Source organism: Streptomyces sp. NPDC047085 (assembly GCF_040643735.1).
Lineage (GTDB): Bacteria > Actinomycetota > Actinomycetes > Streptomycetales > Streptomycetaceae > Streptomyces.
The window spans coordinates 333,277-360,082 of record NZ_JBEYUW010000001.1; the positions used below are offsets into that span (position 1 = coordinate 333,277).

Consider the following 26,806-nt stretch of genomic DNA (forward strand, 5'->3'; position numbering starts at 1 on the left):
ACGCCACGCACCGCCACGCACCCAGCCCCCAGAACGCCACCAGGACGGTGAACTTCCTCATGAGCAACTTCCCCGGCGCCGCGAGCGGCATGTACGAGGGGCCCCGCCCCGACAGCCGCTACGTCATCCCGCGCTTCGTCGAGCGCACCTCCCAGGGCATCCGCGAGTACGACCCGTACGCGAAGCTCTTCGAGGAGCGCGTGATCTTCCTGGGCGTCCAGATCGACGACGCCTCCGCCAACGACGTCATGGCGCAGCTGCTGTGCCTGGAGTCGATGGACCCCGACCGGGACATCTCGATCTACATCAACAGCCCCGGTGGCGACATGACCGCCCTCACGGCGATCTACGACACGATGCAGTTCGTGAAGCCCGACATCCAGACGGTCTGCATGGGCCAGGCGGCCTCCGCGGCGGCGATCCTGCTCGCCGCCGGTACGCCCGGCAAGCGCATGGCCCTGCCGAACTCGCGTGTGCTGATCCACCAGCCGGCGGGTTCCACCGGCCGCGGTCAGCTCTCCGACCTGGAGATCATCGCCAACGAGTTCACCCGGATGCGTGAGCAGCTGGAGGACATGCTGGCGAAGCACTCGAACCAGCCGATCGAGAAGATCCGCGAGGACATCGAGCGCGACAAGATCCTCACGGCCGAGGAGGCGCTGCAGTACGGCCTCGTCGACCAGATCATCTCCACCCGCAAGATGAACAACGCGTCGGTCCGCTGATCCGGGCAGCACACTCTCTGGCCCCCTTGGCAGGATTCACGTCAAAGTGAACCCTGCCAAGGGGGACCCGAACACAGGGCCCGGCAAGGTACCGTCGGACATAAGGCAGCACCAGGAGCCGCTGGACTCGGAAGCGTCCGGTCGTCTCCCAGGCGAAGGGGAAGCACACCGTGGCACGCATCGGTGACGGCGGCGATCTGCTCAAGTGCTCGTTCTGCGGCAAGAGCCAGAAGCAGGTCAAGAAGCTCATCGCAGGGCCCGGTGTGTACATCTGCGACGAGTGCATCGATCTCTGCAACGAGATCATCGAGGAAGAGCTCGCGGAGACCAGCGAGGTGCGCTGGGAGGAACTTCCCAAGCCCCGCGAGATCTACGAGTTCCTCGAGGGCTACGTGGTCGGCCAGGAGGCCGCCAAGAAGGCCCTGTCGGTCGCGGTGTACAACCACTACAAGCGCGTCCAGGCCGGCGAGAACGGCGGCGCGGGCAGCCGTGACGACGCCATCGAGCTGGCCAAGTCCAACATCCTGCTGCTCGGCCCCACGGGCTCCGGCAAGACGCTGCTCGCCCAGACCCTGGCCCGCATGCTGAACGTGCCCTTCGCCATCGCCGACGCCACGGCGCTCACGGAGGCGGGATACGTCGGCGAGGACGTCGAGAACATCCTCCTGAAGCTCATCCAGGCCGCCGACTACGACGTCAAGAAGGCCGAGACCGGGATCATCTACATCGACGAGATCGACAAGGTCGCCCGCAAGAGCGAGAACCCGTCGATCACCCGCGATGTCTCCGGCGAGGGCGTCCAGCAGGCGCTCCTCAAGATCCTCGAGGGCACCACGGCCTCGGTCCCGCCCCAGGGCGGCCGCAAGCACCCGCACCAGGAGTTCATCCAGATCGACACGACGAACGTCCTGTTCATCGTGGGCGGTGCCTTTTCGGGCCTGGAGAAGATCATCGAGGCCCGGGCCGGCGCGAAGGGCATCGGCTTCGGCGCGACGATCCTCTCCAAGCGCGAGCTGGAGGCCAAGGACGTCTTCGAGGACGTCATGCCGGAGGACCTCGTCAAGTTCGGCATGATCCCCGAGTTCATCGGCCGTCTGCCGGTCATCACCTCGGTCCACAACCTCGACCGCGAGGCGCTCCTCAAGATCCTCGTCGAGCCCCGCAACGCGCTCGTCAAGCAGTACCAGCGCCTCTTCGAACTCGACGGCGTGGAGCTGGACTTCGAGCGCGAGGCCCTGGAGGCCATCGCCGACCAGGCCATCCTCCGCCAGACCGGCGCCCGCGGCCTGCGCGCCATCATGGAGGAAGTCCTCATGTCCGTGATGTACGAGGTCCCCTCCCGCAAGGACGTGGCCCGCGTCGTCATCACGGCCGAGGTCGTCCACTCCAACGTCAACCCCACCCTGATCCCGCGCGACGCCCGCGGCCGGGGCACGGGCGAGCAGAAGACGGCGTAGCACCCGCCCAGCGACACAGCGAGGGGCCCCGGTCGACCGACCGGGGCCCCTCGCCGTTGTGCCGGCGTTGGCGTCAGGCCTTGACGCGGACCGCCTCGCGGAACTTCGCGGTGATCTCCGCCGCGTTCGCGGGGTCGGACTTCTTCTCCGCCATCATGTCGGCCAGGTTCATCGGCATGACCAGGCCCAGGGTGCTGTGGTCGCCCCAGGCGCAGTAGGTCACGTTCATCACCTTCGGCCCCTGCTCGGAAGAGGAGGAGTCGGTGGGCTCCATCTTGGCCTCCTGGCACTTCAGGACGGCGCCGTCGGCGTTGTCGTACGACTTGGGCTCACCGAGCATGGTGACCTTCACGTCGTCGTCCCCGGAGCTCTTGCCCGACTCGCTCTTCATCTTGGCCAGGAAGGCGTCGACGACCTTCTCGGGGTCCTTGATCGTGCCGTAGACCCCGCCGAACTTGATCATCTTCTGGGACAGCGGGTTGTCCTTGTTGCCCGACATGTACGAGGCGCTGACGTCCGTGGGGTTCTCGACCCCCCACTTCTCGGCGTCCTTGACGTCGTCCTTCGTCATGGAGTCGCTGTCACTGGCGTCCTTCTTGTAATCACCCAGGACCGTCGCCGGAGTCGTCAGCTTGTGCGGGCCGTCGTCCGCCACGTCGCCGCTCCCGCTTCCGCCGAGCACGAAGTAGGCGCCCACCGCGATCGCCGCCACGACCGCGACCGCGCCGATGATCAGGCCCGTCTTCTTCTTGCCGTCGGCCGGGGCCGGGGGCTGCGGGGCGCCGTAGGGGGCCTGGCCGTAGGGCTGCTGCTGCCCGTAGCCCGGCTGCTGGCCGTAGGGCTGCTGGGGCGGCACGCCCCCCTGCTGCGGGTAGCCGTAGCCCTGCTGCGGCTGGGCCGGAGGAGCCTGCTGGGGGTAGCCGTAGCCGGGCTGGGGTGCCTGCGGCTGCTGGCCGTAGGGTCCCGGCTGACCGTAAGGACCCGGCTGCCCCTGCTGGCCGTACGGACCCGGCTGCTGGGGCGCGCCGCCGTACGGGCCCGGCTGGTTGTTGCTCATTCCTGGGTTCCCCTCCAGATGCTTATGTGTTCCTGACATCCTGGCTCAGGCCCGGGAACCACACGGCACCGGGGGTCGCACCGTTACAGAACAATCGTGTTTCGGGACCACCCCGTGACACCTCTAAACTGACCCCCGTGACCGAGAACGCTCAGCAGCAGCCACCCGCGCCCGACACCGAACTGCCGACCCAGTACGCGCCGGCCGATGTAGAGGGGCCGCTGTACGAGCGCTGGGTAGAGCGCGGTTACTTCGAGGCGGACGAGAAGAGCGACAAGCCGCCGTACACGATCGTCATCCCGCCGCCGAACGTCACCGGCAGCCTCCACCTGGGCCACGCCTTCGAGCACACCCTCATCGACGCCCTGACCCGTCGTAAGCGCATGCAGGGTTACGAGACCCTGTGGCAGCCCGGCATGGACCACGCCGGCATCGCGACGCAGAACGTCGTCGAGCGCGAGCTGGGCAAGGAGGGCAAGTCCCGCCACGACCTGGGCCGCGAGGCCTTCGTCGAGCGCGTCTGGCAGTGGAAGGCCGAGTCCGGCGGCCAGATCAGCGGCCAGATGCGCCGCCTGGGCGACGGCGTCGCCTGGTCGCGTGAGCGCTTCACCATGGACGAGGGCCTCTCCCAGGCCGTCCAGACCATCTTCAAGCGCCTGTACGACGACGAGCTGATCTACCGCGCCGAGCGCATCATCAACTGGTGCCCTCGCTGTCTGACGGCCATCTCCGACATCGAGGTCGAGTACCAGGACGACGACGGCGAGCTCGTCTCCATGAAGTACGGCGAGGGGGACGACACCATCGTCGTCGCCACCACCCGCGCCGAGACCATGCTCGGTGACACGGCCGTCGCCGTTCACCCCTCGGACGAGCGCTACAAGCACCTGATCGGCAAGCTCATCCGGCTCCCGCTGACCGACCGCTCCATCCCGGTCGTCGCCGACGAGCACGTCGACCCCGAGTTCGGCACCGGCGCCGTCAAGGTGACGCCGGCGCACGACCCGAACGACTTCGAGATCGGCCAGCGCCACGACCTGCCGTCCATCACGATCATGGACGAGCACGCGGTCATCACCGCCCACGGCCCGTTCCAGGGCCTGGACCGCCTGGAGGCCCGCTCCGCCATCGTCGCCGCGCTGCGCGCCGAGGGCCGGATCGTCGCCGAGAAGCGGCCCTACGTCCACTCCGTCGGCCACTGCTCGCGCTGCAAGACCACCATCGAGCCGCGCCTGTCCATGCAGTGGTGGGTCAAGGTCGGCCCGCTCGCCAAGGCCGCCGGTGACGCCGTCCGTGACGGCCGCGTCAAGATCCACCCGCAGGAGATGGAGAAGCGGTACTTCGACTGGGTCGACAACCTCCACGACTGGTGCATCTCGCGGCAGTTGTGGTGGGGCCACCGGATCCCCGTCTGGTACGGCCCGAACGGCGAGGTCGTCTGCGTCGGCCCGAACGACGAGGCCCCGACCGGCGAGGGCTGGCACCAGGACACCGACGTCCTCGACACCTGGTTCTCCTCCGGCCTGTGGCCCTTCTCGACCCTCGGCTGGCCCGAACAGACCGAGTCGCTCGCGAAGTTCTACCCGAACTCCGTCCTGGTCACCGGCTACGACATCCTCTTCTTCTGGGTCGCCCGGATGATGATGTTCGGCCTGTACGCGATGGACGGCACCCCGCCGTTCCACACCATCGCCCTGCATGGCATGGTCCGCGACCAGTTCGGCAAGAAGATGTCGAAGTCCTTCGGCAACGCGGTCAACCCGCTGGACTGGATGGACAAGTACGGCAGCGACGCCCTCCGCTTCACCCTCGCGCGCGGCGCCAACCCCGGCGTCGACGTGCCGATCGGCGAGGACTGGGTCCAGGGCTCCCGCAACTTCGCCAACAAGATCTGGAACGCGACCCGCTTCGCGCTGATGAACGGCGCGACGGTGGACGGCCCGCTGCCCGAGCCGTCGGCGATGTCGGCCACGGACCGCTGGATCCTCTCCCGGCTGAACTCGGTGGTCGCCGAAGTCGACGCGCACTACGAGGACTTCCAGTTCGCCAAGCTCTCCGACTCCCTGTTCCACTTCGCGTGGGACGAGGTCTTCGACTGGTACGTCGAGCTGTCCAAGACGACGTTCCAGGCGGGCGGCGAGCCGGCCGAGGTCAGCAAGCGGGTCCTCGGCGAGGTCCTCGACGTCACCCTCAAGCTGCTGCACCCGGTGGTCCCGTTCGTCACCGAGACCCTCTGGACGACGCTGACCGGCGGCGAGTCCCTCGTCATCGCCGACTGGCCCAAGGACAGTGGCTTCCGTGACGCGGCCGCCGAGCGGGAGATCGAGACCCTCCAGTCCGTCATCACCGAGGTCCGCCGCTTCCGCGCCGACCAGGGCCTCCAGCCCGGCCAGCGCGTCCCGGCCCGCCTGACGCTGGACGGTACGGCCCTGGCACCGCACGAGGCCGCCATCCGCCAGCTGCTGCGCCTGCAGCCGGAGGGCGAGTCCTTCACCGCCACGGCGACCCTCCCGGTCGCCGGTGCCGAGGTCGCCCTCGACCTCTCCGGCACGATCGACGTGGCCGCCGAGCGCAAGCGCCTCGCGAAGGACCTGGCGGCGGCGCAGAAGGAGCGCCAGCAGGCCGAGGCCAAGCTGGGCAACGAGGCGTTCCTCGCCAAGGCCCCGGACCACGTGGTCGACAAGATCCGCACCCGCCTGTCCAAGGCGGACGAGGACATCACCCGCATCCAGTCCCAGCTGGACCGCCTCCCGCAGGCGTAAGGGCTCGTACGTCCAGGAAGGCCCCCGGAACCGCGAGGCTCCGGGGGCCTTCGGCTACCTATGTCACCACCCCTCCGTAGACTGGGCCTCGTGAGCGAAGTGCCCGGTACCAGTGACACGCCCGACCCCCTCGACTCCTTCGAAGAGATCATCGAAGCCGAGACGAGCCGCGACCCCGACCTCGCGGTGATCGAGGCGGGCAGCCGCACCCTGCGCACGCAGGGCGGCCCCCCGGGGGCCGACGTGCCCACGCGGCCCGAGGACCCCGAGGTGGACAAGGCGCTGCGCGAGGTCGAGGCGGAGCTGGCCACCCGCTGGGGCGAGACCAAGCTGGAGCCCTCCGTCACCCGCATCGCCGCGCTGATGGACGTGCTGGGCGAGCCGCAGCGGTCGTACCCCTCCATCCACATCACGGGCACGAACGGCAAGACCTCCACCGCCCGCATGATCGAGGCCCTCCTCGGCGCCTTCGAACTGCGCACGGGCCGCTACACGAGCCCCCACGTCCAGTCGATCACCGAGCGGATCAGCCTGGACGGCGCCCCGATCTCCGCCGAGCGCTTCATCGAGACGTACCAGGACATCAAGCCGTACATCGAGATGGTCGACTCCGCCCAGGAGTACCGCCTGTCCTTCTTCGAGGTGCTGACCGGCATGGCGTACGCGGCCTTCGCGGACGCCCCCGTCGACGTCGCCGTCGTCGAGGTCGGCATGGGCGGCAGCTGGGACGCGACGAACGTGATCGACGGCGATGTCGCGGTGGTCACCCCCATCGCGCTCGACCACACCGACCGCCTCGGCGCGTCGCCCGCCGAGATCGCCGGCGAGAAGTCCGGCGTCATCAAGCGGGACGCGACCGTGATCATGGCGCAGCAGCCGGTGGAAGCGGCACAGGTGCTGCTGAAGAAGGCCGTCGAGGAGAACGCCACGGTGGCCCGCGAGGGCCTGGAGTTCGGCGTCGTGGACCGGCAGATCGCCGTCGGCGGGCAGCTGCTCACCCTGCGCGGCCTGGGCGGCGAGTACACGGAGGTGTACCTGCCGCTGCACGGCGCCCACCAGGCGCACAACGCGGCCGTCGCGCTCGCCGCCGTCGAGGCGTTCTTCGGCGTCGGCGCGCTGCGCGCGGAGCGGCTGGACATCGACACCGTGCGCAAGGCCTTCGCCGCCGTCTCCTCGCCGGGACGCCTGGAGGTCGTACGGCGCTCTCCCACGGTCGTGCTGGACGCCGCGCACAACCCGGCGGGCGCCGAGGTCACCGCCGAGGCCGTGCGGGAGGCGTTCGACTTCAGCCGGCTGATCGGCGTGGTCGGGGCGAGCGGCGACAAGAACGTGCGCGGCCTGCTGGAGGCCTTCGAGCCGATCTTCGCCGAGGTCGTCGTCACCCAGAACTCCAGCCACCGCGCCATGGACGCGGACGAGCTGGCGGCGATCGCCGTCGAGGTGTTCGGCGAGGAGCGGGTCCAGGTCGAGCCCCGGCTGCCCGATGCCCTGGAGGCCGCGATCACGCTGGCCGAGGAGGAGGGCGAGTTCGCGGGCGGCGGGGTGCTGGTCACCGGCTCGGTCATCACGGTGGGCGAGGCCCGCCTGCTCCTGGGAAAGGGCTGAGGGTTCCGTCGTGCGTACGCTCTGTTCATCGACGCTGATCGGCGAGTTCTTCGTCATCGGGTTCGCCGGGCTCGTGGCCATGAAGGATCCCGACCTGTCCACCTCGACGGTGTGGCTGGTCAGCGGCATCGCCATGGCCCTGAGCGTGCTGCTGTGCGGCATGGTGACCCGGCCGGGCGGCGTCGCCCTCGGCTGGGCCCTGCAGCTCGCCCTGATCGCCTCCGGCGTCTTCGTCCCGATGATGTACATCCTGGGCGTGGTGTTCGCCGCCCTGTGGTGGGCGTCGGTGCGCTACGGAAGAAAGATCGACGAGGCGAAGGCCCGTTTCGCGGCGCAGGCGGAGTCGTCCTCTACACCTGACGCTGCGTGACAGCAACACGGACACGCCCTGTAACCTCGTCCCACCGCACATGTCAGTCGTAAGGAGCCTTCCGTGACCCAGCGCACCCTCGTCCTGCTCAAGCCCGACGCCGTCCGTCGCGGGCTGACCGGCGAGATCATCGGCCGTATCGAGCGCAAGGCCGGCTGGCAGATCACCGCGCTGGAGCTGCGCACCCTGGACCGCGGCACGCTGGAGCAGCACTACGCCGAGCACGTCGGCAAGCCCTTCTACGAGCCGCTGGTGGAGTTCATGTCCTCCGGTCCGGTCGTCGCCCTGATCGTCGAGGGCGAGCGGGTCATCGAGGGTGTCCGGCAGCTGGCCGGCCCGACCGACCCGATCGCCGCCCAGCCCGGCTCCATCCGCGGCGACTACGGCGTGATCGTCCGCGAGAACCTGATCCACGCGTCCGACTCGGAGGAGTCGGCCGAGCGCGAGGTGAAGATCTTCTTCCCGGGTCGCGGCTGACCGGTGCGCCGACGGCGCGCTGTCATGCCGACGGTGCGCTGGCACGCCGGCGGCGCCCTACCACGCCGACGGCGCGGCCACCACTCCGACGGCGTGGCAGGGTCGCGCCGGGCAGGATTTCCGATAAATTTTCTGAGAGACCGTCAGTTCCCTTGGGAACCCTGACCTGGGGCGGCCGTACGTTTTCGGCCGTCCTTTGGCATATGCCTCGCCGATCGGGGGAACGCGTGCCTCCGATGGGCCGTCTCCACAGGCGAGGCGGCACGCCATCTGCTGACAATGGCGAAGACCCTCGCGCAGTGTTCGTGCAGGCGCGTCTACGATGGAAGCCTTCACGTCACAGCACCCACCTCGCCGACCTGAAAAGCCCTCAAAAGCTCGTGGGAAGGCCAGACGAATCCTGATGGGGAACTCAATGTCGTTCATCGGCCGTGACATGGCTGTCGACCTCGGGACCGCCAACACGCTGGTGTACGTCAGGGGTCGTGGGATCGTACTCAACGAGCCGTCCGTCGTCGCGATCAACACCAATACCGGTGGCATCCTCGCGGTCGGTGCCGAAGCGAAGAAGATGATCGGCCGGACGCCGGGCAACATCGTCGCCGTGCGTCCCCTGAAGGACGGCGTGATCGCGGACTTCGAGATCACCGAGCGGATGCTCCGCTACTTCATCCTGAAGATCCACAAGCGGCGCTATCTCGCCCGGCCGCGTGTCGTCGTCTGTGTGCCCTCGGGCATCACCGGCGTCGAGCGCCGCGCGGTCATCGAGGCGTCCTCCCAGGCCGGTGCCCGCCAAGTGCACATCATCGAGGAGCCGATGGCCGCCGCCATCGGCTCCGGCCTGCCGGTCCACGAGGCCACCGGCAACATGGTGGTGGACATCGGCGGCGGCACCACGGAGGTCGCGGTCATCTCGCTCGGCGGCATCGTCACCGCCCAGTCCATCCGCGTCGCGGGCGACGAACTGGACAACGCGATCATCCAGTACATCAAGAAGGAGTACAGCCTTCTGCTGGGTGAGCGGACGGCCGAGCAGATCAAGATCACGATCGGTTCGGCGTACGACCTCGACTCCGACGAGCACACCGAAGTCCGCGGACGGGACCTCGTCTCCGGACTGCCCAAGACCGTCGTCATCTCCGCCGCCGAGGTGCGCAAGGCGATCGAGGAGCCGGTCAACGCGATCGTCGACGCCGTCAAGACGACCCTCGACAAGTGTCCGCCGGAGCTGTCCGGCGACATCATGGACAGAGGAATCGTTCTGACCGGCGGCGGAGCCCTGCTGCGCGGGCTCGACGAACGCCTGCGGCGCGAGACCGGCATGCCGATCCACATCGCCGAGGACCCGCTGGACAGCGTGGCGCTCGGATCCGGCAAGTGCGTCGAGGAGTTCGAGGCGCTCCAGCAGGTCCTGGACGCCCAGCCGCGCAGATGACGTAACGCTTCGATTCCGCCGTACGAGACGATCTCCTCTCGTGCGGCGGATCGTTGATTGAGGCATAAGCTCCCACAAATGGACCCCATGGGCCGGCGCCTCGCCCACGCGCTCGGGGGGTCCCCGAATTCCGATTGAGGAAGGGCACGGCCGCCGCACGTGAGGGACACGAAAGAGAGCCGGCTGCTCCTGGTCCTGCTGGTCGCCATCGCGTTCGCGCTGATCACGGTGGACATCCGCGGAGGACGGAACTCGCCGGTGGAGGGGGCCCGAGAGGCTGCGGCCACGGTGTTCGGTCCGATCGAGAACGGGCTGTCCTCCGCCGTCGATCCGGTCGGCGACGCCGTCTCCGCCGTCCGCGACTCCGGCAGCCGGCACGACCGGCTCACCCTCCTGGAGAAGGAGAACGCGGCCCTCAAGGCGAAGCTCGGCAGCGACGACCGCAACCGCAGCCGCCTGGCGCAGCTCGACAAGATGCTGAAGATCGCCGGCGAGGGCCAGTACGGCATCAAGGGCGCCCAGGTCATCGCCATAGGGTCGGCGCAGGGCTTCTCCTGGACCATCACCATCGACGTCGGCGCGAACGACGGCATCAAGCGGGACATGACCGTGCTGAACGGCGACGGACTCGTCGGCCGCGTCACCACCGTCGGCCCGGACACCTCCACCGTGCTCCTCGCCAACGACCCCGACTTCACCGTCGGCACCCGCATGGAGGGCAGCGACGAACTGGGCTTCGCCTCCGGGCAGGGCGACCGCCCGCTACGCGTCGAACTCCTCAACGGCAAGGCCGAGGTGAAGAAGGGCGACCGGCTCGTCACCTTCGGCTCCCAGGCCGACAAGCCCTTCGTGCCGGGCGTCCCGGTCGGCGTGGTCTCCCGCGTCGACCCCTCCGGCGGCGGCCTGACGCGCACGCTCTACGTCACGCCGTACGTCGCCTTCAGCAAGCTCGACATCGTCGGAGTCGTCGTCGAGGCGCCGAAGAAGGACCCGCGCGACGAGGTCCTGCCGGTCAAGCCCAAACCGGTCCCGACGCCCACGGTGACCGTCACGGTCACCCCGTCCGCCGACGCGTCCGCCGACCCGTCCGCCACCGACGAGCAGCAGCAGTAGGAGCTGAATCCCCATGCGTGTCAACCGGATCCTGCTCTCCAGCGCGCTGGTCGTCGTCGCCCTGGTGGTCCAGGTGAGCGTGCTCGCCCGCCTGCACCTGCCGGGCGCCGTCCCCGACCTGCTGCTGCTCACCGTCCTCGGCCTCGCCATGGTGTACGGCCATGTGGGCGGCGCCCTCGTCGGGTTCGGCGCCGGCCTGCTCGCCGACCTCGCCCCGCCCGCCGACCACGCGGCCGGCCGCTACGCCCTCGTCCTCTCCGTCATCGGCTACTTCGCCGGGCTCATCAAGCCGGAGAACGGCCGGCTGAAGTCGGCGACCGGCCCGATGGCCGTCGTGGTCGCCGCCGCCGTCGGCTCCACCCTGCTGTACGCGGGCGTCGGCGCCCTGGTCGGCGACACCGCCGCGCGCCATGTCGGCCTGACCGGGCTGCTGTTCTCGGCCGCCCTGTACGACCTGTTGCTCGCGCCGTTCGTGGTCCCCGGGGTCATGTGGCTGGCGCGCCGCGCCGACAACGACCCGCTGACCGAGACCAGCCCCGCCGCCAAGGCCGGTGACATCTCCTCCGGCTGGCTCTCCTCCGGTACCGGACTGCGCATCGGCAGCCAGCGCGGCGGTCTCGGCGGGCTGAAGGCCAAGGCCCGCACCCGCTCGGCCCGGGTCGGCCGCATCAAGGGGGTCAAGCGGCTGTGAGCAGCAGCGTGAACCGCACAGAGAACTGCGGTGAGTTCACCCGAACGGGTCAGCTTTCGCGGAACGCGGGCTCACCGGCCGGTCGTTCATCATCCGTACACGCACGGACATCCGCGCACTGAGAGGGGGAGACAGCCGCAGTGACCAACATTCCCGAGACCGGACGGACCCCACGGGTCCAGACCCGCCTCGTCGTGATCCAGATCCTCGTCCTCTCCCTCCTCGGCACCCTCGGCGGCCGCCTGTGGTACCTGCAGATCCGGGAGGGCGCGGAGTACCAGAAGGAGGCCTCCGGGAACCACGTCCAGCAGGTCGTCGAGCCCGCCGTGCGCGGCGACATCCTGGACGCCCGGGGCGTTCCGCTGGCCGACAACGAGACCCGCCTGGTCGTCTCCGCCTCCCGCACCGACCTGCTCAAGCAGAAGGACGACGGCAAGGCCGTCCTCGCCAAGCTGGCCGACGTCCTCGGCATGAAGCCCGAGGAGGTCGAGCAGAAGGTCCGGCTGTGCGACGCCAAGACCCCCCAGCCGTGCTGGAACGGCTCGCCGTACCAGCCGATCCCCATCACCGACGAGGCGACGCCCAAGCAGGCCCTGCAGATCCGCGAGCGCGCCGAGGACTTCCCCGGCATCACCGCCGAACCCGAGGCCGTGCGCCGCTATGCGGCCCCAGGCAAGTCCAACGCCGCCCAGGTCCTCGGCTATCTCTCGCCGGTCACCGACGCCGAGATCCAGAAGGCCAAGGACACCGACTCGCCCTACCTGCGCTCCGACATGGTCGGCCGCTCGGGCCTGGAGCGGCAGTACGACAAGGAACTGCGCGGCAAGGCCGGCGTCACCCGCTACGAGGTCGACAACCTCGGCCGGGTCATCGGCAAGGCCAAGGCGGACCCCGCCGAGGCCGGCTCCAACCTCGTCACCAGCATCGACTCCCGCGTCCAGCGGGTCGCCGAGTACGAACTGGACAAGGCGATGAAGGCCGCCCGCCAGCAGTTCGACAAGATCACCGGCGAGAACTACAAGGCCGACTCCGGCGCCGTCGTCGTGATGGAGGCCAAGACCGGCCGGATCGTCGCCATGGCCTCGGCACCCACCTACGACCCGAACGTGTGGGTCGGCGGCATCTCCGCCAAGGACTACAAGGCCCTCACCGGCAAGAACTCCGACTACCCGCTGCTCAACCGCGCCATACAGGGTCAGGCGGCGCCCGGCTCGACCTTCAAGGTGGTCTCCACAGCCGCCGCGGTCCAGGCCGGCTACGAATGGGACGGCGGCTACCCGTGCACCAGCTCGTACTCGGTGGGCGGCCAGGTCTTCAAGAACTTCGAGGGCGAGAGCTTCGGACCGATCTCCCTCGGCCGCGCCCTGGAGGTCTCCTGCGACACCGTCTTCTACGGCCTCGCGGACCGGGAGTGGAAGAAGGACGGCGGCATCAACCCGAAGAAGGGCCAGCCCAAGGACTGGTTCTTCAAGACCGCCCACCAGTTCGGCCTCGGCAAGGAGACCGGCGTCGACCTGCCCAACGAGGTCACCGGCCGCGTCCCCGACCGCCAGTGGAAGCTGGACTACTGGAAGGCCAACAAGGACGCCTGGTGCAAGTCCGGCAAGAAGGACGGCTCCTACGTCGAGAAGATCGCGTACGAGAACTGCCTCGAGGGCAACAAGATGCGCGAGGGTGACGAGATCAACTACTCCATCGGCCAGGGCGACACCCTCGTCACGCCGATCCAGGAGGCCGTGATCTACGGCGCCGTCGCCAACGGCGGCACGATGTACCACCCGACCATCGGCAAGGCGGTCATCAGTGCCGACGGCAAGACCGTCACACCGATCGCGCCGCGGAAGGCCGGCCGGCTGCCGGTCAGCCAGGCCACCCTCAAGGGCATGGACGACGCCTTCGCGGGCGTCATCACCCGCGGTACCGCCGCCTGGAAGTTCGGCGGCTGGCCGCAGGACAAGATCCCGCTGCACGCCAAGACCGGTACGGCGGAGGTCTACGGCAAGCAGACCACCGGCTGGCTGGCCACGTACACCAAGGACTACTCGGTGATCATGACGATCGCCCAGGCCGGTACGGGTTCCGGTTCCTCCGGTGAGGCCGTGCGCAACATCTACAGCGCGCTCTACGGCGTCCAGGGCGACGGCTCCATCGACCAGAAGAAGGCCCTGCTCCCCGAGCCGCAGAAGGGCCTGCCGAAGGTCCGCACGGACGGCACCATCGCCGCCCCCAAGATCGTCGGCGACCCGGCGAAGGACGTCGAGGCCTCCCAGAAGAACAACGCCACCAACGGGGACGACCAGCAGACCCCGGCGACCTCGCCGTCGCCGACCACGAACAACAGCAACACCCGCAGACGGCCGCACAGGCCGCGCAGGAGGGGAAGCCGGAGGATGCCCGCATGACCGGCAACAGCTTCTCCGTCTCCGGGTACGGCCCCGAGCGGGCCGGCTGGACCAGGATCTTCGCCCGCGACTCGCTGGCCCGCCGGCTCGACTGGCCGATGCTGCTGGCGGCCCTCGCGCTGTCGCTGATCGGCTCGCTGCTGGTGTACTCGGCGACCCGCAACCGCACCGAGATCAACCAGGGCGACCCGTACTACTTCCTGATCCGCCACCTGATGAACCTGGGCATCGGGTTCGCCCTGATGATCGGCACGATCTGGCTCGGCCACCGCGCCCTGCGCAACGCCGTGCCGATCCTCTACGGCATCTCGCTGCTCGGGGTGCTGCTGGTGCTCACCCCGCTGGGCGCCACCATCAACGGCAGCCGCAACTGGATCGTGCTCGGCGGGGGCTTCTCGCTCCAGCCCGCCGAGTTCGTGAAGATCACGATCACCCTGGGCATGGCGATGATACTGGCGGCCCGGGTCGACGCCGGGGACAAGCCGTACCCCGACCACCGCACCGTCGTGCAGGCCCTCGGCCTGGCCACCGTACCGATCCTGATCGTGCTGCTCATGCCCGACCTCGGCACGGTCCTGGCCATGGTGGCCATCATCCTGGGCGTCCTGCTCGCCTCCGGCGCCTCCAACCGCTGGATCTTCGGCCTGATCACCGCCGGTGTGCTCGGCTGCATCGCCATCTGGCAGCTGCACGTCCTGGACGAGTACCAGATCAACCGCTTCGCGGCCTTCGCCAACCCGGACCTCGACCCGGCCGGCGTCGGCTACAACACCAACCAGGCCCGCATCGCCATCGGCTCCGGCGGACTGACCGGCGCCGGCCTGTTCCACGGCTCGCAGACCACCGGCCAGTTCGTGCCCGAGCAGCAGACCGACTTCGTCTTCACGGTCGCGGGGGAGGAGCTGGGCTTCCTCGGGGCGGGCCTGATAATCCTCCTCCTCGGCGTCGTCCTGTGGCGCGCCTGCCGCATCGCCCGCGACTCGACCGAGCTGTACGGCACGATCGTGGCCGCCGGACTCGTGGCCTGGTTCGCCTTCCAGTCCTTCGAGAACATCGGCATGACCCTCGGCATCATGCCGGTCACCGGTCTGCCGCTTCCGTTCGTGTCGTACGGCGGCTCGTCGATGTTCGCGGTGTGGGTGGCGGTCGGACTGCTGCAATCGATCAAGGTGCAGCGCCCGATGTCGGCGTGAGGGCGTTCGGATGCCGGCGCGAAGCTGCGCAGAGGCCCGGCATCCGACCGCCCCGGCCGGACCTGAGGGCGTTCGCCGGGCGTATGGCGGGGGTTTTCCCGCCATTCACCCTGGATGGCCTCTGCCGCCGCGGCCCGTCTGCCACTAGATTCAGTTCATGGCGGATGCGAAACGCGAGATCGAGCGCAAGTACGAATCCGACGAGAGCGGGCTGCCCGACCTGACCGGCGTCGGCGGGGTGGCAGACGTCCTCGACAAGGGCCTGGTCGAGCTGGACGCCACGTACTACGACACCGCCGACGAACGCCTGGCGGCCGCTTCCCTCACCCTGCGTCGCCGCACCGGAGGCTCCGACGCCGGCTGGCACCTGAAGTTCCCGGTCGCCCCCGACGTCCGCGACGAGATCAGAGCGCCGCTGTCGGACACCGTCCCCGACGAGATCGCCGCCCTGGTCCGCTCCCGCGTCCGGGGCGCCGAGCTGGTCCCCGTCGTCCGGCTCCGCTCCGCCCGCGACGTACGCCACCTGGTCGACGCCGAGGGCGCACTGCTGGCCGAGGCGAGCGTGGACGCCGTGACCGCCGAGCGGCTCAACCGCGACGGCGGCACCGTCCAGTGGACCGAGATCGAGGTGGAGCTGGCCGACGACGGCGACCCGGCCTTCCTCGACCAGGTCGAGAAACGGCTGCGCAAGGCGGGCGTACGGCCCTCGGCGTCGCCGTCCAAGCTGGCACGGGCACTGGAACAGACCGGCGGCCCCCGCATCCGGCCCGCCAAGCGCCCGGCCCCTGCCACCGCAGGCGACCACGTCCTCGCCTACGTGCGCGCACAGCGCGACGCGATCCTCGCCTACGACCCGGCCGTCCGCCGGGAGGTACCCGACTCCGTCCACCAGATGCGCGTGTCCACCCGCCGCATGCGCTCCACCTTCCGCACCTTCGGCACGGTCCTCGACCCCGTCGTCACCACCCCCCTCGCCGCCGAGCTGAAGTGGCTCGCGGGCGAGCTGGGCGTGGGCCGCGACCAGGAGGTGCTGGCCGAACGCCTGCTCACCGTCCTCGACACCATCCCGTCCGCCCTGGTCGCCGGTCCCATGCGGAAACGACTCACCACCTGGGCGAGCGCCCAGCACGGCAGCGCCCGGGGCCACGTCGTCGCGATCCTGGACTCCGCCCGCTATCTGGCCCTGCTCGACACCCTGGACGCCCTGCTCGCCGACCCGCCGCTCAGGAAGAAGGCCACAGGAAAGCCGGACAAGGTGATCACCAAGGCCCTGCGCAAGGACTTCGACAAGGTCTCCCGCCTGGTCACCGAAGCCCTCGACCAGCCGCCCGGCGAGGAGCGCGACCTCGCCATCCACGAGGTCCGCAAGAAGGCCAAGCGCACCCGCTACGCCGGCGAGGCGGCCACCCCCGCCCTCGGCGCCCCCGCCCGCTCCCTCACCAAATCCATGAAGTCCCTGACCACCCTCCTCGGCGAACACCAGGACAGCGTCATGGCCCGCGGCACCCTGCGCGAACTGTCCGCGGTGGCCCACGCGGCGGGCGAGAGCACCTTCACCTACGGACTTCTGTACGGCAGGGAAGAGGCCGCAGCGGCGAAGGTCGAGGCGGAGCTCCCGGGCCTGTGGCACAAGATCACGTCCAAGGCGTCCGTCTGAGCGTGCGGGGGAGTCCTCGGAGCGCGTTACGCTTGATGGTCACCCCTGTCAGCTCACGAAGGTTTCCCCGATGTCTGTCGAGTCGGTCTTCCCACAGCTCGAAGCTCTGCTCCCGCATGTGCAGAAGCCGATCCAGTATGTCGGCGGAGAGCTCAACTCCACCGTCAAGAACTGGGACGAGTGCGACGTCCGCTGGGCGCTCATGTACCCGGACGCATACGAGGTCGGCCTGCCCAACCAGGGCGTCATGATTCTCTACGAGGTCCTCAACGAGCAGGAGGGCGTCCTCGCCGAGCGCACCTACAGCGTGTGGCCGGACCTGGAGGCGCTCATGCGGGAGCACGCCGTCCCGCAGTTCACGGTGGACAGCCACCGCCCGGTGAAGGCCTTCGACGTGTTCGGCCTGTCCTTCTCCACGGAGCTGGGCTACACCAACATGCTCACGGCGCTGGACCTGGCCGGGATCCCGCTGGAGTCCAAGGACCGCACGATCGACGACCCGATCGTCCTCGCCGGCGGCCACGCCGCCTTCAACCCCGAGCCGATCGCCGACTTCATCGACGCGGCGATCATCGGCGACGGCGAGCAGGCCGTGCTCGACATGACGCGGATCATCCGCGAGTGGAAGGCGGAAGGCTGCCCCGGCGGCCGCGAGGAGGTCCTTTTCCGCCTCGCGAAGACCGGCGGGGTCTACATCCCGGCGTTCTACGACGTCGAGTACCTCCCCGACGGCCGCATCGCCCGCGTCGTCCCCAACAAGTCGGGCGTCCCGTGGCGCGTCTCCAAGCACACGGTCATGGACCTGGACGAGTGGCCGTACCCCAAGCAGCCCCTCGTGCCGCTCGCCGAGACCGTCCACGAGCGCATGTCGGTGGAGATCTTCCGCGGCTGCACCCGCGGCTGCCGCTTCTGCCAGGCCGGCATGATCACGCGCCCGGTGCGCGAGCGCTCGATCACCGGCATCGGCGACATGGTCGACAAGGGCCTGAAGGCGACCGGCTTCGAAGAGGTCGGCCTCCTCTCCCTCTCCTCCGCGGACCACTCGGAGATCGGCGACATCGCCAAGGGCCTGGCCGACCGCTACGAGGACGACAAGATCGGCCTCTCCCTTCCCTCCACCCGCGTCGACGCCTTCAACGTCGACCTGGCGAACGAGCTGACCCGCAACGGCCGCCGCTCCGGCCTGACCTTCGCCCCCGAGGGCGGCTCCGAGCGCATGCGCAAGGTCATCAACAAGATGGTCTCGGAAGAGGACCTCATCCGGACGGTCGCCACCGCCTACGGCAACGGCTGGCGCCAGGTGAAGCTGTACTTCATGTGCGGCCTGCCGACGGAGACCGACGAGGACGTCCTCCAGATCGCCGACATGGCGACGCACGTGATCCAGAAGGGCCGCGAGGTGTCGAGGTCCAACGACATCCGCTGCACGGTCTCGATCGGCGGCTTCGTCCCCAAGCCCCACACCCCCTTCCAGTGGGCCCCGCAGCTCTCCGCCGAGGAGACGGACGCCCGCCTGGAGAAGCTCCGCGACAAGATCCGCGGCGACAAGAAGTACGGCCGCTCGATCGGCTTCCGCTACCACGACGGCAAGCCCGGCATCGTCGAAGGCCTCCTGTCCCGCGGCGACCGCCGCATCGGCGCCGTCATCCGCGCCGTCTACGAGGACGGCGGCCGCTTCGACGGCTGGCGCGAGCACTTCTCGTACGACCGCTGGATGCAGTGCTCCGAGAAGGCGCTCGCCCCGTTCGGCGTGGACGTCGACTGGTACACCACCCGCGAGCGCACCTACGAGGAGGTCCTCCCCTGGGACCACCTCGACTCCGGCCTCGACAAGGACTGGCTCTGGGAGGACTGGCAGGACGCCCTCGACGAGACCGAGGTCGAGGACTGTCGCTGGACCCCGTGCTTCGACTGTGGCGTCTGCCCGCAGATGGACACCCACATCCAGATCGGCCCCACCGGCAAGAAGCTGCTGCCCCTCACGGTCAAGAACGCGGGTCCGACACCGGCTGCGAGCGGTCACACGCACTGACCAGTGGCCGGCTGAGCCCCTTCCCGCTCAGGGAAGGGGCTCTGTGGTATTTCACTCGCTTCAGGCGAGCCGCACACGGATGCCCAGCGTCCTGTCCCCTCCCCGGCGCAGCTTGCTGTCGAGGATCATGAGGCGGCCGAGGATGCCGTACTTGCGGGCGACGAGTGAGCGGTAGCGGGCGCTGGTCGCCGCGTCGGCGATATCGGCGGTGGCCGGGACCTGGTCGCCCGTAGGGTTGCCGCGCAGGTCGCAGGGGCCGATGAGGATGTCGCCGCGTGCCCGGATCCGCTTGACCTTCCAGGAGTCGGCGGGGGTCCGCACGCCCAGCGTGTCACCGTCGCGTACCACCCACACAGGGGTGGCGACCGGGGTGCCGTTCTTGCGGTAGCTGGTGACCAGCAGGTACTTGCCGGAGCCAAGCCGCTCCAGCAGCGCATCGTTCATGATGCGTTTCTGCTCCTCGTTGATGAGTTCGAGGTCGTGGCCTCTTGGGTGGCGTACTTCCACGTCAGTTCGGAGGCAGCCGTAGCCTCTTGCCGGTCTGCCGCCAGGAAATGGACGAGTACTCCCTGCCGGCGAATCGTTGCCGCTGCCCAGAAGAACAGGGGAGCCCAGCACAGGTGGACGCCCGCCAGGAGGCGGTACAGGTTGTCCGCGTCCGCCCCGCCCGCCGGAGCTGGCGTTGGGCTTGTCGCTCAGACCTGCTCGGTGGGGCGTACGAGCAGCTCGGCGACGGCCACGTGCCGGGGGCGGGTGACGATGTAGCCGACGGTGTCGGCGATGTCCTGGCTCTGCAGCCGCTCGATGTCGCCCAGAGCGGCGGTGATGTGCTGCTGGATGACGTCGGGGTTGTGGGTGCGCAGTTCGGTGTCGACGCTGCCCGGCTCGATGACGGAGACGCGGACGTGCTGGCGTGCCAGTTCCTGGCGCAGGGATTCGCTGAAGGCGCCGACGCCGAACTTGGTGGCGCTGTACACGGCGGACATGGCGTAGGCGTTGCGGCCGGCGAGTGAGCCGATGTTGACGATGTCGGCGACCTGGCGCGGGGCTTCGGCTGCTGCCTTGACCAGGTGGGGGACGGCCGCGTGGGCGGTGTACATCAGGCCCATGAGGTTGATGTCGATCATGCGCCGCCAGTCGTTCAGGTCCGCGCTGGGGGCGGGTCCGAGCAGCATGAGGCCGGCGTTGTTGACCAGCGTGTCCAGACGGCCGAGGTTTTCGACGGTCCGCTCCACTGCTTCCGCGGCGGCCTGGGCGGTGGTGATGTCGGCGGGCACGACCAGGGCCTTGCCGCCGGCGTCGGAGATTTCCGCAGCGAGGTCGGTGAGCCGGTCCTCACGCCGGCCCACCAGGGCCACGGAGGCGCCCTCGCGGGCAAGCTCCAGCGCGGTGGCGTGGCCGATACCGCTGGATGCTCCGGTGACCAGGGCGACGGTTCCTTCAAGACGACGATTCATGGGTTCAAGCCTTTCGATGAACGGCAACGCTGGTGCGAGCCGTACGGGATGGAGGGACGACCCCTATGGGTGGGGGGCCGTACGGGGGTAGAGGCCGCTCAAGGCAGAGCCGAGGGCACAATGGGGAAGTGAGCAGCACTGGGCAGAAGACCACCGACAGCACGCGCCGAGAGACCAGGACTGAGAGAGAGCTACCGCCTCGCGAACGCCTGGTCCGGGCCGCGTCGCGGCTGTTCTATTACGAGGGCGTCCGCGCGATCGGCGTGGAACGGCTGATTGCCGAGGCCGGGGTGACGAAGGCGACCTTCTACCGGCATTTCGCCTCCAAGGACGACTTGGTCGCGGCCTATCTGCTGACCAAGGACGCCTACTACCGTGAGGTGGCCGAACCGCTGGCCGCCGGGCACCCGCCGGCGGAAGCGATCGACCTGATCTTCGAGGCCATCGCCGAGCACGCCCGCGAGCGCGGCTTTCGCGGATCGCCGTTCATGAACGCGGCCGCCGAGTACCCGGACGCCGACCATCCTGTCCGTGACCTGGTGACGTCCCATCGGGACTGGATCCGCACCCTCTTCCAGGATCTGCTCACCCGGCTCGGCCACGCCGATGCGGAGTCGGCCGCCGGTGCGCTGCTGATGCTGTACGACGGCGCGATGGCTGCCGGCTACCTGGACGACTCGATGGCCGCCCACAAGACCTTGCTGAACGCGGTCCGGCTCATCCGATCGGACGGCTGATCCCAGCAGGGCCGCGCGAAACAGTGGCCCTCCGCGGGGCCCCGGCCGGGCCGGGGCGCTGGTTGCTTTCATAGAACTTTTTGATCTCTCTTCGGCGTGCGCCGGGTCCCACCAGCAGCTCTCTGCAGGGAGGCAGTCCCGCCCGGATCAGAGGTAGGAAGACCGGTCGTTCTCCCTGTCGACGGTAGCCCTCTCGGGGGTTCGCGCGCCACTGGTCGGCCTCATTTGTGGCGTCCCTCACCGGTCCGCAGCCGGCTCACGCCGCTGCCTCAGAGGGCCGTCTTTCGTGTCGAATGCTGAGCCCCTTCCCGTTCGGGAGCGGCAGCCGCCTCGTACGGCCACTGTGTCCAGCGAGGGCGTCACCACGATCTTGGCGGGTCAACCCGGCACTGCAGTCCGCCCGCCCGAGGCGGCGAGCACGTCGGCGATGACGGTGGTGGACGCGGTGGGCCTCGAAGTCCGCCGCGGCGGCGGTGTACGGCGCGTCGGAAGGCGTCGGGCCCCGGCCGGACAGTCCGAGTGCGACGTCGTGGCACGCGGTGGCCGACGCTTGCAGCAGCCGGGCCGCCCCGGGTGGCTTTTGAATGGTCAGGCCGGGGTGTCGGCGTCCTGCGTGGAGGTCGCGAAGGCCTCGGGGCCCTGCTCCGCCGCCGCCGGGTCCATCCACATGACCTGCCAGCCGTGGCCGTCGAGGTCGAAGAAGCTGCGTGAGTACATGAAGCCGTAGTCCTCGGCGCCGTCCGCCTCGGAGCCGCCCGCCGCGATCGCGGCGGCGCTGACCGCGTCGACCTCCTCGCGGGACGACACGCTGAAGGAGTACAGCGCCAGCGTGTGTGTGGTGGGATCGGCCATCGGCAGCTTCGCGAACTCCGCGAACTTCTCGCGGGTCAGCAGCATGACGAAGGCGTGCTCGCCGACCAGCATGCAGGCGGCGGTCTCGTCGGTGAACAGCGGGTTGAAGCTGAACCCGAGCTTGGCGAAGAACGCCTTGCTGCGCTCGAGGTCCGCCACGGGGACGTTCACGAACAGCATGCGGCCGGGGTGCGCGGGACGGGTCATGGTGGGTCTCCAGTCGGTGGCTCGATGGCATACGTCCCGGTAGACCGGACCGGGCGACGGAACTCATCGGTGGATCCCGGCTGGGCCGGGCACACCTGACGCCTGCCCAGGCAGGTGTTTCTGTTGATCCACGCGCACCGAGGTCGAGGTGTGCTTCTGGGTCTCCGAGGGACAGGTGCACGTCCGGGTCGGCGATCAGCGGCCGGACCGCGGGCTGGTGCCGCACGACCGCCATCCGTACGCCTGCACCGGGAGGGGCCTGGCGCTGGTGGCGGAGCTGGCCACCAGCTATGGCGTCCACAGCAGCGGGGATCACAAGACGGTCTGGTTCGAACTGTGGCCCGCACCACCGCCACCCGCGCACGCTCCACCCCGCACCCCTCGACGTCTTCTGCGACGAACTGATCCTCAGGTTCGGCGCCGACAGCACCGACGGCATCGCCGTGCTCGCCGTGCACCCCACACCGGTCCGCCACGCGTCGCCGCCGACCGGGGATCGTGTCAGCCTGTGGAAGGGGGTGCATCTGCTCACTCTTGGGACAGGAGCGGCCGCCATGGCGAAGCTGGCTGATGACCTGAGGACTCTGGGGCGTGAGGCCTTCATCTACTTGTATCCGCTGGTGACGATGGACGTCACGCGTCGGCGGCTGGTGAGCCTCCCGGCCGATGTGAAACCCGGGTTCGGGCCGCCCAACCAGTTCCACCACATCCGCGAATTCCCGCCGGCGGACTTCCGCCTCGTGGTGCGCCCGAACTTCGACACCCTGTATTCGACGGCGTGGCTGGACCTGACCGACGGACCGGTCGACGTGTCCATCAAGGACACCGGGGACAGGTACTTCCTGATGCCGATGCTCGACATGTGGACGGACGTCTTCGCCTCGCCGGGCAAGCGCACCACCGGCACCGGCACGCAGAACTACACCCTCGTCGGCCCCGGCGAACGGATCGAGGACCCCGGAGACTCCACGGTCATCCAGGCACCCACGCCCTATGTGTGGATCATCGGCCGGACGCAGACCAACGGCCCGGACGACTACAAGTTCGTCAACGAGATCCAGGACGGCTACACGATCACCCCGCGCACGCCGGCCGCCGGAAAGGCCGCCCCGAGCGTCCAGGGCGAGACCGACGAGCCCCTCAGTTTCGTCAACGGACTCAGCGCCGTCGAGTTCTTCCGCCGCGGTGCCGAACTGATGAGCGTGCACCCGCCGCACGCCACGGACTTCTCCGTCCTGGCCCGTATCGCCGATCTCGGTCTCGTCCCCGGACGACCCTTCGAGTACAGCGGCTTCACACAGCAGCAACTCGGCGATATCCAGGCGGGCGCCACCGAAGCCCTGGAACAGATTCTGGCCGCCCGCACCTCCATGGGCCGGCGGGTGAACGGCTGGTCCATCATCGACGAGAGCATCGGCGTCTACGGCAACGACTACTTCCGGCGAGCCGTCGTCACCGTGGCGGGGCTCGGCGCCAACCCGCCCGAGGACGCCGTCTATCCCGTTCTCGCGGTCGACGCGGACGGAGAGCCCCTGGTGGGCGAGCGCGACTACGTGCTGCACTTCGACGCCGACGCGCTGCCCCCCGTCTCCGCCTTCTGGTCGGTCACCATGTACGACGCCACCGGTTTCCAGACCGCGAACGAGCTGAACCGCTTCGCCCTCGGCGACCGCGACCGGCTGAGCCACAACGCCGACGGCTCCCTCGACATCCTCATCAGCCACACCGACCCCGGTCCCGACCGCCAGGCGAACTGGCTTCCCGCCCCCACGGGCCCCCTCGGCATCACCATGCGCCTGTACGCGCCCCGCCCCGAGGCACTCGACGGCAGCTGGGAACCCCCCGTCGTACGCAGACTCCCCTGACCTGCCCGCGGCCCCCGCGCTGTTGCGAGAGGGAGCGGCCCGGCGTTGGAATCAAGTGTGAGGCTCTTCGGCAGTGCCGTCTCGGCCGGTCGCCCCGCTCCGGGCACAGGGCCCGGCCGGAAGGGGCTCAAGAACGACGCCCTGGGCTTGTTCTCCTCGGTCGTCATGGGCCTCGCCTCCACCGGCCCGGCGTACAGCCTCGCCGCCACGCTGGGCATCATCGTGGCCGGAGTCGGACTGCAGGCGCCGATCGTCACCATGCTGGCGTTCGTCCCGATGCTGCTGGTCGCGTACGCCTTCCGGGAGCTCAACGCGAGCAACGCCGACTGCGGGACCACGTTCGCCTGGACCACCCGCACCTTCGGACCGCGCACCGGCTGGATGGGCGGTTGGGGCATCGTCGTCGCCGACGTCCTCGTCATGGCGAACCTCGCCGAGATCGCCGCCATCTACGGCTTCCGGTTGGTGGGCCTGGACGAACTGGGGGAGAACCGGCTGTGGGTCACCGTGGCGGGCGTCGTCTGGATCGCCGTGCTGACCGCGATCTGCTATGTCGGCATCGAGGTCTCGGCGACCGTGCAGCGCTGGCTGCTGTGCCTGGAAGTGGTGGTGCTGGTCCTTTTCGCCGTCGCCGCGCTGGTCAGGGTCTACACCCACCCTCCCCCGACGGCGATCCACGTCACCGCCTCCTGGTTCAACCCCTTCGAGGTGCCCTCGATGACGGCCCTGACTTCCGGCCTCCTCGCGGGGGTCTTCCTCTACTGGGGCTGGGACACCGCGTTCTCGGTCAACGAGGAGACCATCGACAGCGCGCGCGTCCCCGGGCGCGCCGCGGTCCTGTCCATCGTGCTGCTCCTGGTCATGTACGGGCTGGTGTCCACGTCGGCGCAGGCGTTCGCGGGTGTCGGCACGTCGGGCATCGGGCTCGGCAACCCGGACAACTCGGACGACGTGTTCTCCGTGCTGGGCCAGGCAGTGTTCGGGCCCGGCGGCACGGGGCTGCTGCTGACGAGACTGCTGGTGCTGATGGTGCTGACCTCCGCGGCGGCCTCCGCCCAGACCACCATCCTGCCCCTGGCCAGGACCGTCTTCTCCATGGCGGTCCACAAGGCCGTCCCCGCCCGGTTCGCCCGGGTCCACCGCAGGTTCCTCACTCCGACCTGGGGGACCGTCGGCATGGGCGCCGCCTCGATCGCCCTGCTGGTCCTGCTGTCGTCGTTCAGCCAGAACATCCTGGCCGACTCGGTCGAATCGGTCGGTCTCGCGATCGCGTTCCAGTACGGGCTGACCGGCTTCGCCTGCGTCTGGTACCACCGCAAGTTCCTCACCCGCAGCACCCGGGACCTGGTCTTCAAGGGCGTGCTGCCGGCGCTGGGCGGGCTGATCATGCTCGCGCTGTTCCTGTACGCCACCTTCGTCGTCTACGCGGACCCCCGGTACGGCACGACCAGTGTCGACCTGCCGCTGATCGGAAGGACGGGCGGCGTCACCGTCCTGGGCCTGGGCGCCCTGCTGATCGGTTTCCTGCTGATGCCGCTGGTCACCCGCGGTCACAGTGTGGCCCTCAAACTTCAGCGGAGCCTGCTCCCGGGCTGCCTGCCGCGGCATGCCTCCGTCGAGTCGGCGAGCCGCTACCTGCCCGCCGACAGCGGCTCCGGGGTGGGCGGCGACTGGTACGACGTCATCCCTCTGTCGGGCAGCCGGGTCGGCCTGGTCGTCGGGGACGTGCTCGGTCACGGCCTGCGCGCCGTCGCCACCATGGGTCGCCTGCGCACGGGTGTGCGCGTCCTGGCCCGGTTGGACCTGAGCCCGGACGAGCTCCTGTCCCGCCTGGACGACCTGGTCGAGCAGACGGCGCACGAGGGCGGTGCCGGTCACGGCCCGGGTCATCTGAGGCCGTGGGTCGACGACGCCATGGGGGTGACCTGCCTGTACGCGGTGTACGACCCCATCTCGGGGAAGTGCAGCATGGCGCGGGCCGGGGAGCTGACGCCGGCGGTGGTCGATCCGCGCACCGGCGTCGTCGACTATCCGGCGCTGCCCCCCGGCCCGGCGCTGGGCGTCGGCGGTCTGCCCTACCAGGGCACGGAACTGGAGCTTGCGCCGGGCAGCCTCGTCGCCCTGTTCACCGGTGGCCTCCTCCAGGCGGCCGACGACCGTGAGGCCGGGCTCGCGAAGCTCTCACCGGTCCTCGCGGACGGTGGACGTTCCCTGGACGATCTGTGCGACCGGGCGGTGGCCACCCTGCTGCCGGGGGCGGTGGACGAGGACGCGACGCTGCTCCTGGTCCGCACCCGCCTGCTCGACCGGAACCGGTTCGCCCAGTGGGAGCTGTCCCCGGACCCGGCTGGCGTGGCCACCATCCGCACCGCCGTCAGCAAGCAGCTCGGCGACTGGGAGCTGGACGACCTGGTGTTCACCACCGAGCTCATCGTCAGCGAACTGGTCACCAACGCCATCCGCTACGTCGGCGGCCCGATCCAGGTACGCCTGATCCGCGACCAGACGCTGATCTGCGAGGTGTCCGACACCGGCCACACCACGCCCAACCTGCGGCACGCGGCGAGCGACGACGAGGGAGGCCGGGGCCTGTTCATCATCGCCCAGATGACCCACCACTGGGGCACCCGCTACACGTCCACCGGCAAGACCATCTGGACCGAGCAGGACGTCCCGCCGGCGAACGGGCGGTAGCAGCCCCCGGGCCGTGGC

Annotated in this window: 20 protein-coding genes; 16 read left to right on the forward strand and 4 right to left on the reverse strand. The window is 69.3% G+C overall.

The features are described 5' to 3' along the window. Nucleotides 1-59 precede the first annotated feature (59 nt). Together ABZ865_RS01290 and clpX are read left to right on the forward strand one after the other, a co-directional pair. The gene (locus ABZ865_RS01290; protein ID WP_361224291.1) at nucleotides 60-725 is read left to right on the forward strand and encodes an ATP-dependent Clp protease proteolytic subunit; all 666 of its coding nucleotides are present in this window, start codon (nucleotides 60-62) and stop codon (nucleotides 723-725) included. A 170-nt stretch (nucleotides 726-895) separates the two neighbouring features. Further along, nucleotides 896-2,182, forward strand: coding sequence for an ATP-dependent Clp protease ATP-binding subunit ClpX (gene clpX / locus ABZ865_RS01295; protein ID WP_361222215.1), 1,287 nt, complete (start codon nucleotides 896-898; stop codon nucleotides 2,180-2,182). A 73-nt stretch (nucleotides 2,183-2,255) separates the two neighbouring features. Here clpX and ABZ865_RS01300 read toward each other — a convergent pair whose 3' ends face one another. Further along, on the reverse strand, nucleotides 2,256-3,239 hold the full coding sequence (locus tag ABZ865_RS01300) for a hypothetical protein (RefSeq protein WP_361222217.1): 984 nt from the start codon (nucleotides 3,237-3,239) through the stop codon (nucleotides 2,256-2,258). A 137-nt stretch (nucleotides 3,240-3,376) separates the two neighbouring features. Here ABZ865_RS01300 and ABZ865_RS01305 point away from each other — a divergent pair, with 137 nt between their 5' ends. From ABZ865_RS01305 to ABZ865_RS01355, 11 genes are all read left to right on the forward strand, one after another. Further along, entirely contained in the window at nucleotides 3,377-6,001 is a 2,625-nt protein-coding gene (locus ABZ865_RS01305) for a valine--tRNA ligase (protein ID WP_361222219.1), read from the forward strand. A 90-nt stretch (nucleotides 6,002-6,091) separates the two neighbouring features. Next, on the forward strand, nucleotides 6,092-7,606 hold the full coding sequence (locus ABZ865_RS01310) for a folylpolyglutamate synthase/dihydrofolate synthase family protein (protein WP_361222221.1): 1,515 nt from the start codon (nucleotides 6,092-6,094) through the stop codon (nucleotides 7,604-7,606). Nucleotides 7,607-7,616: 10 nt separating this feature from the next. Next, nucleotides 7,617-7,976, forward strand: a complete 360-nt coding sequence (locus ABZ865_RS01315) for a DUF4233 domain-containing protein (protein ID WP_361222223.1) — start codon at nucleotides 7,617-7,619, stop codon at nucleotides 7,974-7,976. A 63-nt stretch (nucleotides 7,977-8,039) separates the two neighbouring features. Continuing rightward, nucleotides 8,040-8,453, forward strand: a complete 414-nt coding sequence (gene ndk / locus ABZ865_RS01320) for a nucleoside-diphosphate kinase (protein ID WP_361222224.1) — start codon at nucleotides 8,040-8,042, stop codon at nucleotides 8,451-8,453. Nucleotides 8,454-8,868: 415 nt separating this feature from the next. Further along, nucleotides 8,869-9,888 carry a rod shape-determining protein gene (locus ABZ865_RS01325; RefSeq protein WP_020940056.1) on the forward strand — a complete coding sequence of 340 codons (1,020 nt, stop codon included), beginning with the start codon at nucleotides 8,869-8,871 and terminating at the stop codon, nucleotides 9,886-9,888. Between the two features lie 159 nt (nucleotides 9,889-10,047). After that, the gene (mreC, locus tag ABZ865_RS01330; protein ID WP_361222226.1) at nucleotides 10,048-11,001 is read left to right on the forward strand and encodes a rod shape-determining protein MreC; all 954 of its coding nucleotides are present in this window, start codon (nucleotides 10,048-10,050) and stop codon (nucleotides 10,999-11,001) included. Between the two features lie 13 nt (nucleotides 11,002-11,014). Further along, a complete protein-coding gene (gene mreD / locus ABZ865_RS01335) occupies nucleotides 11,015-11,692 on the forward strand; it encodes a rod shape-determining protein MreD (RefSeq protein WP_361222228.1) in 678 nt (225 codons plus the stop codon). A 140-nt stretch (nucleotides 11,693-11,832) separates the two neighbouring features. Beyond that, nucleotides 11,833-14,094, forward strand: a complete 2,262-nt coding sequence (gene mrdA / locus ABZ865_RS01340; protein ID WP_361222230.1) for a penicillin-binding protein 2 — start codon at nucleotides 11,833-11,835, stop codon at nucleotides 14,092-14,094. Continuing rightward, on the forward strand, nucleotides 14,091-15,287 hold the full coding sequence (rodA, locus tag ABZ865_RS01345) for a rod shape-determining protein RodA (RefSeq protein ID WP_361222232.1): 1,197 nt from the start codon (nucleotides 14,091-14,093) through the stop codon (nucleotides 15,285-15,287). Before mrdA ends, rodA begins: the two co-directional genes overlap by 4 nt. Before the next feature lie 157 nt (nucleotides 15,288-15,444). Then, complete coding sequence (locus ABZ865_RS01350) at nucleotides 15,445-16,944, forward strand: CYTH and CHAD domain-containing protein (RefSeq protein WP_361222233.1); 1,500 nt, start codon at nucleotides 15,445-15,447, stop codon at nucleotides 16,942-16,944. A gap of 70 nt (nucleotides 16,945-17,014) precedes the next feature. Continuing rightward, the gene (locus tag ABZ865_RS01355; protein WP_361222235.1) at nucleotides 17,015-18,976 is read left to right on the forward strand and encodes a TIGR03960 family B12-binding radical SAM protein; all 1,962 of its coding nucleotides are present in this window, start codon (nucleotides 17,015-17,017) and stop codon (nucleotides 18,974-18,976) included. Between the two features lie 60 nt (nucleotides 18,977-19,036). Here the strand turns inward: ABZ865_RS01355 and ABZ865_RS01360 are convergent, their stop codons facing one another. After that, complete coding sequence (locus ABZ865_RS01360) at nucleotides 19,037-19,420, reverse strand: PPOX class F420-dependent oxidoreductase (RefSeq protein WP_361222237.1); 384 nt, start codon at nucleotides 19,418-19,420, stop codon at nucleotides 19,037-19,039. A gap of 251 nt (nucleotides 19,421-19,671) precedes the next feature. After that, on the reverse strand, nucleotides 19,672-20,433 hold the full coding sequence (locus tag ABZ865_RS01365) for an SDR family NAD(P)-dependent oxidoreductase (protein WP_361222239.1): 762 nt from the start codon (nucleotides 20,431-20,433) through the stop codon (nucleotides 19,672-19,674). 128 nt (nucleotides 20,434-20,561) lie between these two features. On the opposite strand from ABZ865_RS01365, the gene ABZ865_RS01370 reads away from it, so the two are divergent. Continuing rightward, the gene (locus ABZ865_RS01370; RefSeq protein WP_361222241.1) at nucleotides 20,562-21,170 is read left to right on the forward strand and encodes a helix-turn-helix domain-containing protein; all 609 of its coding nucleotides are present in this window, start codon (nucleotides 20,562-20,564) and stop codon (nucleotides 21,168-21,170) included. A 588-nt stretch (nucleotides 21,171-21,758) separates the two neighbouring features. Here ABZ865_RS01370 and ABZ865_RS01375 read toward each other — a convergent pair. Beyond that, nucleotides 21,759-22,229, reverse strand: coding sequence for a VOC family protein (locus tag ABZ865_RS01375; protein ID WP_361222244.1), 471 nt, complete (start codon nucleotides 22,227-22,229; stop codon nucleotides 21,759-21,761). 290 nt (nucleotides 22,230-22,519) lie between these two features. Here ABZ865_RS01375 and ABZ865_RS01380 point away from each other — a divergent pair, with 290 nt between their 5' ends. After that, on the forward strand, nucleotides 22,520-24,094 hold the full coding sequence (locus tag ABZ865_RS01380) for a DUF1254 domain-containing protein (RefSeq protein ID WP_361222246.1): 1,575 nt from the start codon (nucleotides 22,520-22,522) through the stop codon (nucleotides 24,092-24,094). 45 nt (nucleotides 24,095-24,139) lie between these two features. Then, on the forward strand, nucleotides 24,140-26,788 hold the full coding sequence (locus ABZ865_RS01385; RefSeq protein ID WP_361222248.1) for an amino acid permease: 2,649 nt from the start codon (nucleotides 24,140-24,142) through the stop codon (nucleotides 26,786-26,788). The last annotated feature ends 18 nt before the right edge of the window (nucleotides 26,789-26,806 follow it).

Coding starts and splice junctions, on each gene's coding strand:
- rodA (WP_361222232.1), top strand. CDS start 14,091: ATGACCGGCAACAGCTTCTCCGTCTCCGGGTACGGCCCCGAGCGGGCC.
- ABZ865_RS01365 (WP_361222239.1), bottom strand. CDS start 20,433: ATGAATCGTCGTCTTGAAGGAACCGTCGCCCTGGTCACCGGAGCATCC.
- ABZ865_RS01290 (WP_361224291.1), top strand. CDS start 60: ATGAGCAACTTCCCCGGCGCCGCGAGCGGCATGTACGAGGGGCCCCGC.
- mreD (WP_361222228.1), top strand. CDS start 11,015: ATGCGTGTCAACCGGATCCTGCTCTCCAGCGCGCTGGTCGTCGTCGCC.
- ABZ865_RS01325 (WP_020940056.1), top strand. CDS start 8,869: ATGTCGTTCATCGGCCGTGACATGGCTGTCGACCTCGGGACCGCCAAC.
- ABZ865_RS01355 (WP_361222235.1), top strand. CDS start 17,015: ATGTCTGTCGAGTCGGTCTTCCCACAGCTCGAAGCTCTGCTCCCGCAT.
- ABZ865_RS01375 (WP_361222244.1), bottom strand. CDS start 22,229: ATGACCCGTCCCGCGCACCCCGGCCGCATGCTGTTCGTGAACGTCCCC.
- ABZ865_RS01300 (WP_361222217.1), bottom strand. CDS start 3,239: ATGAGCAACAACCAGCCGGGCCCGTACGGCGGCGCGCCCCAGCAGCCG.
- ABZ865_RS01350 (WP_361222233.1), top strand. CDS start 15,445: ATGGCGGATGCGAAACGCGAGATCGAGCGCAAGTACGAATCCGACGAG.
- ABZ865_RS01360 (WP_361222237.1), bottom strand. CDS start 19,420: ATGAACGATGCGCTGCTGGAGCGGCTTGGCTCCGGCAAGTACCTGCTG.
- ABZ865_RS01380 (WP_361222246.1), top strand. CDS start 22,520: ATGGCGTCCACAGCAGCGGGGATCACAAGACGGTCTGGTTCGAACTGT.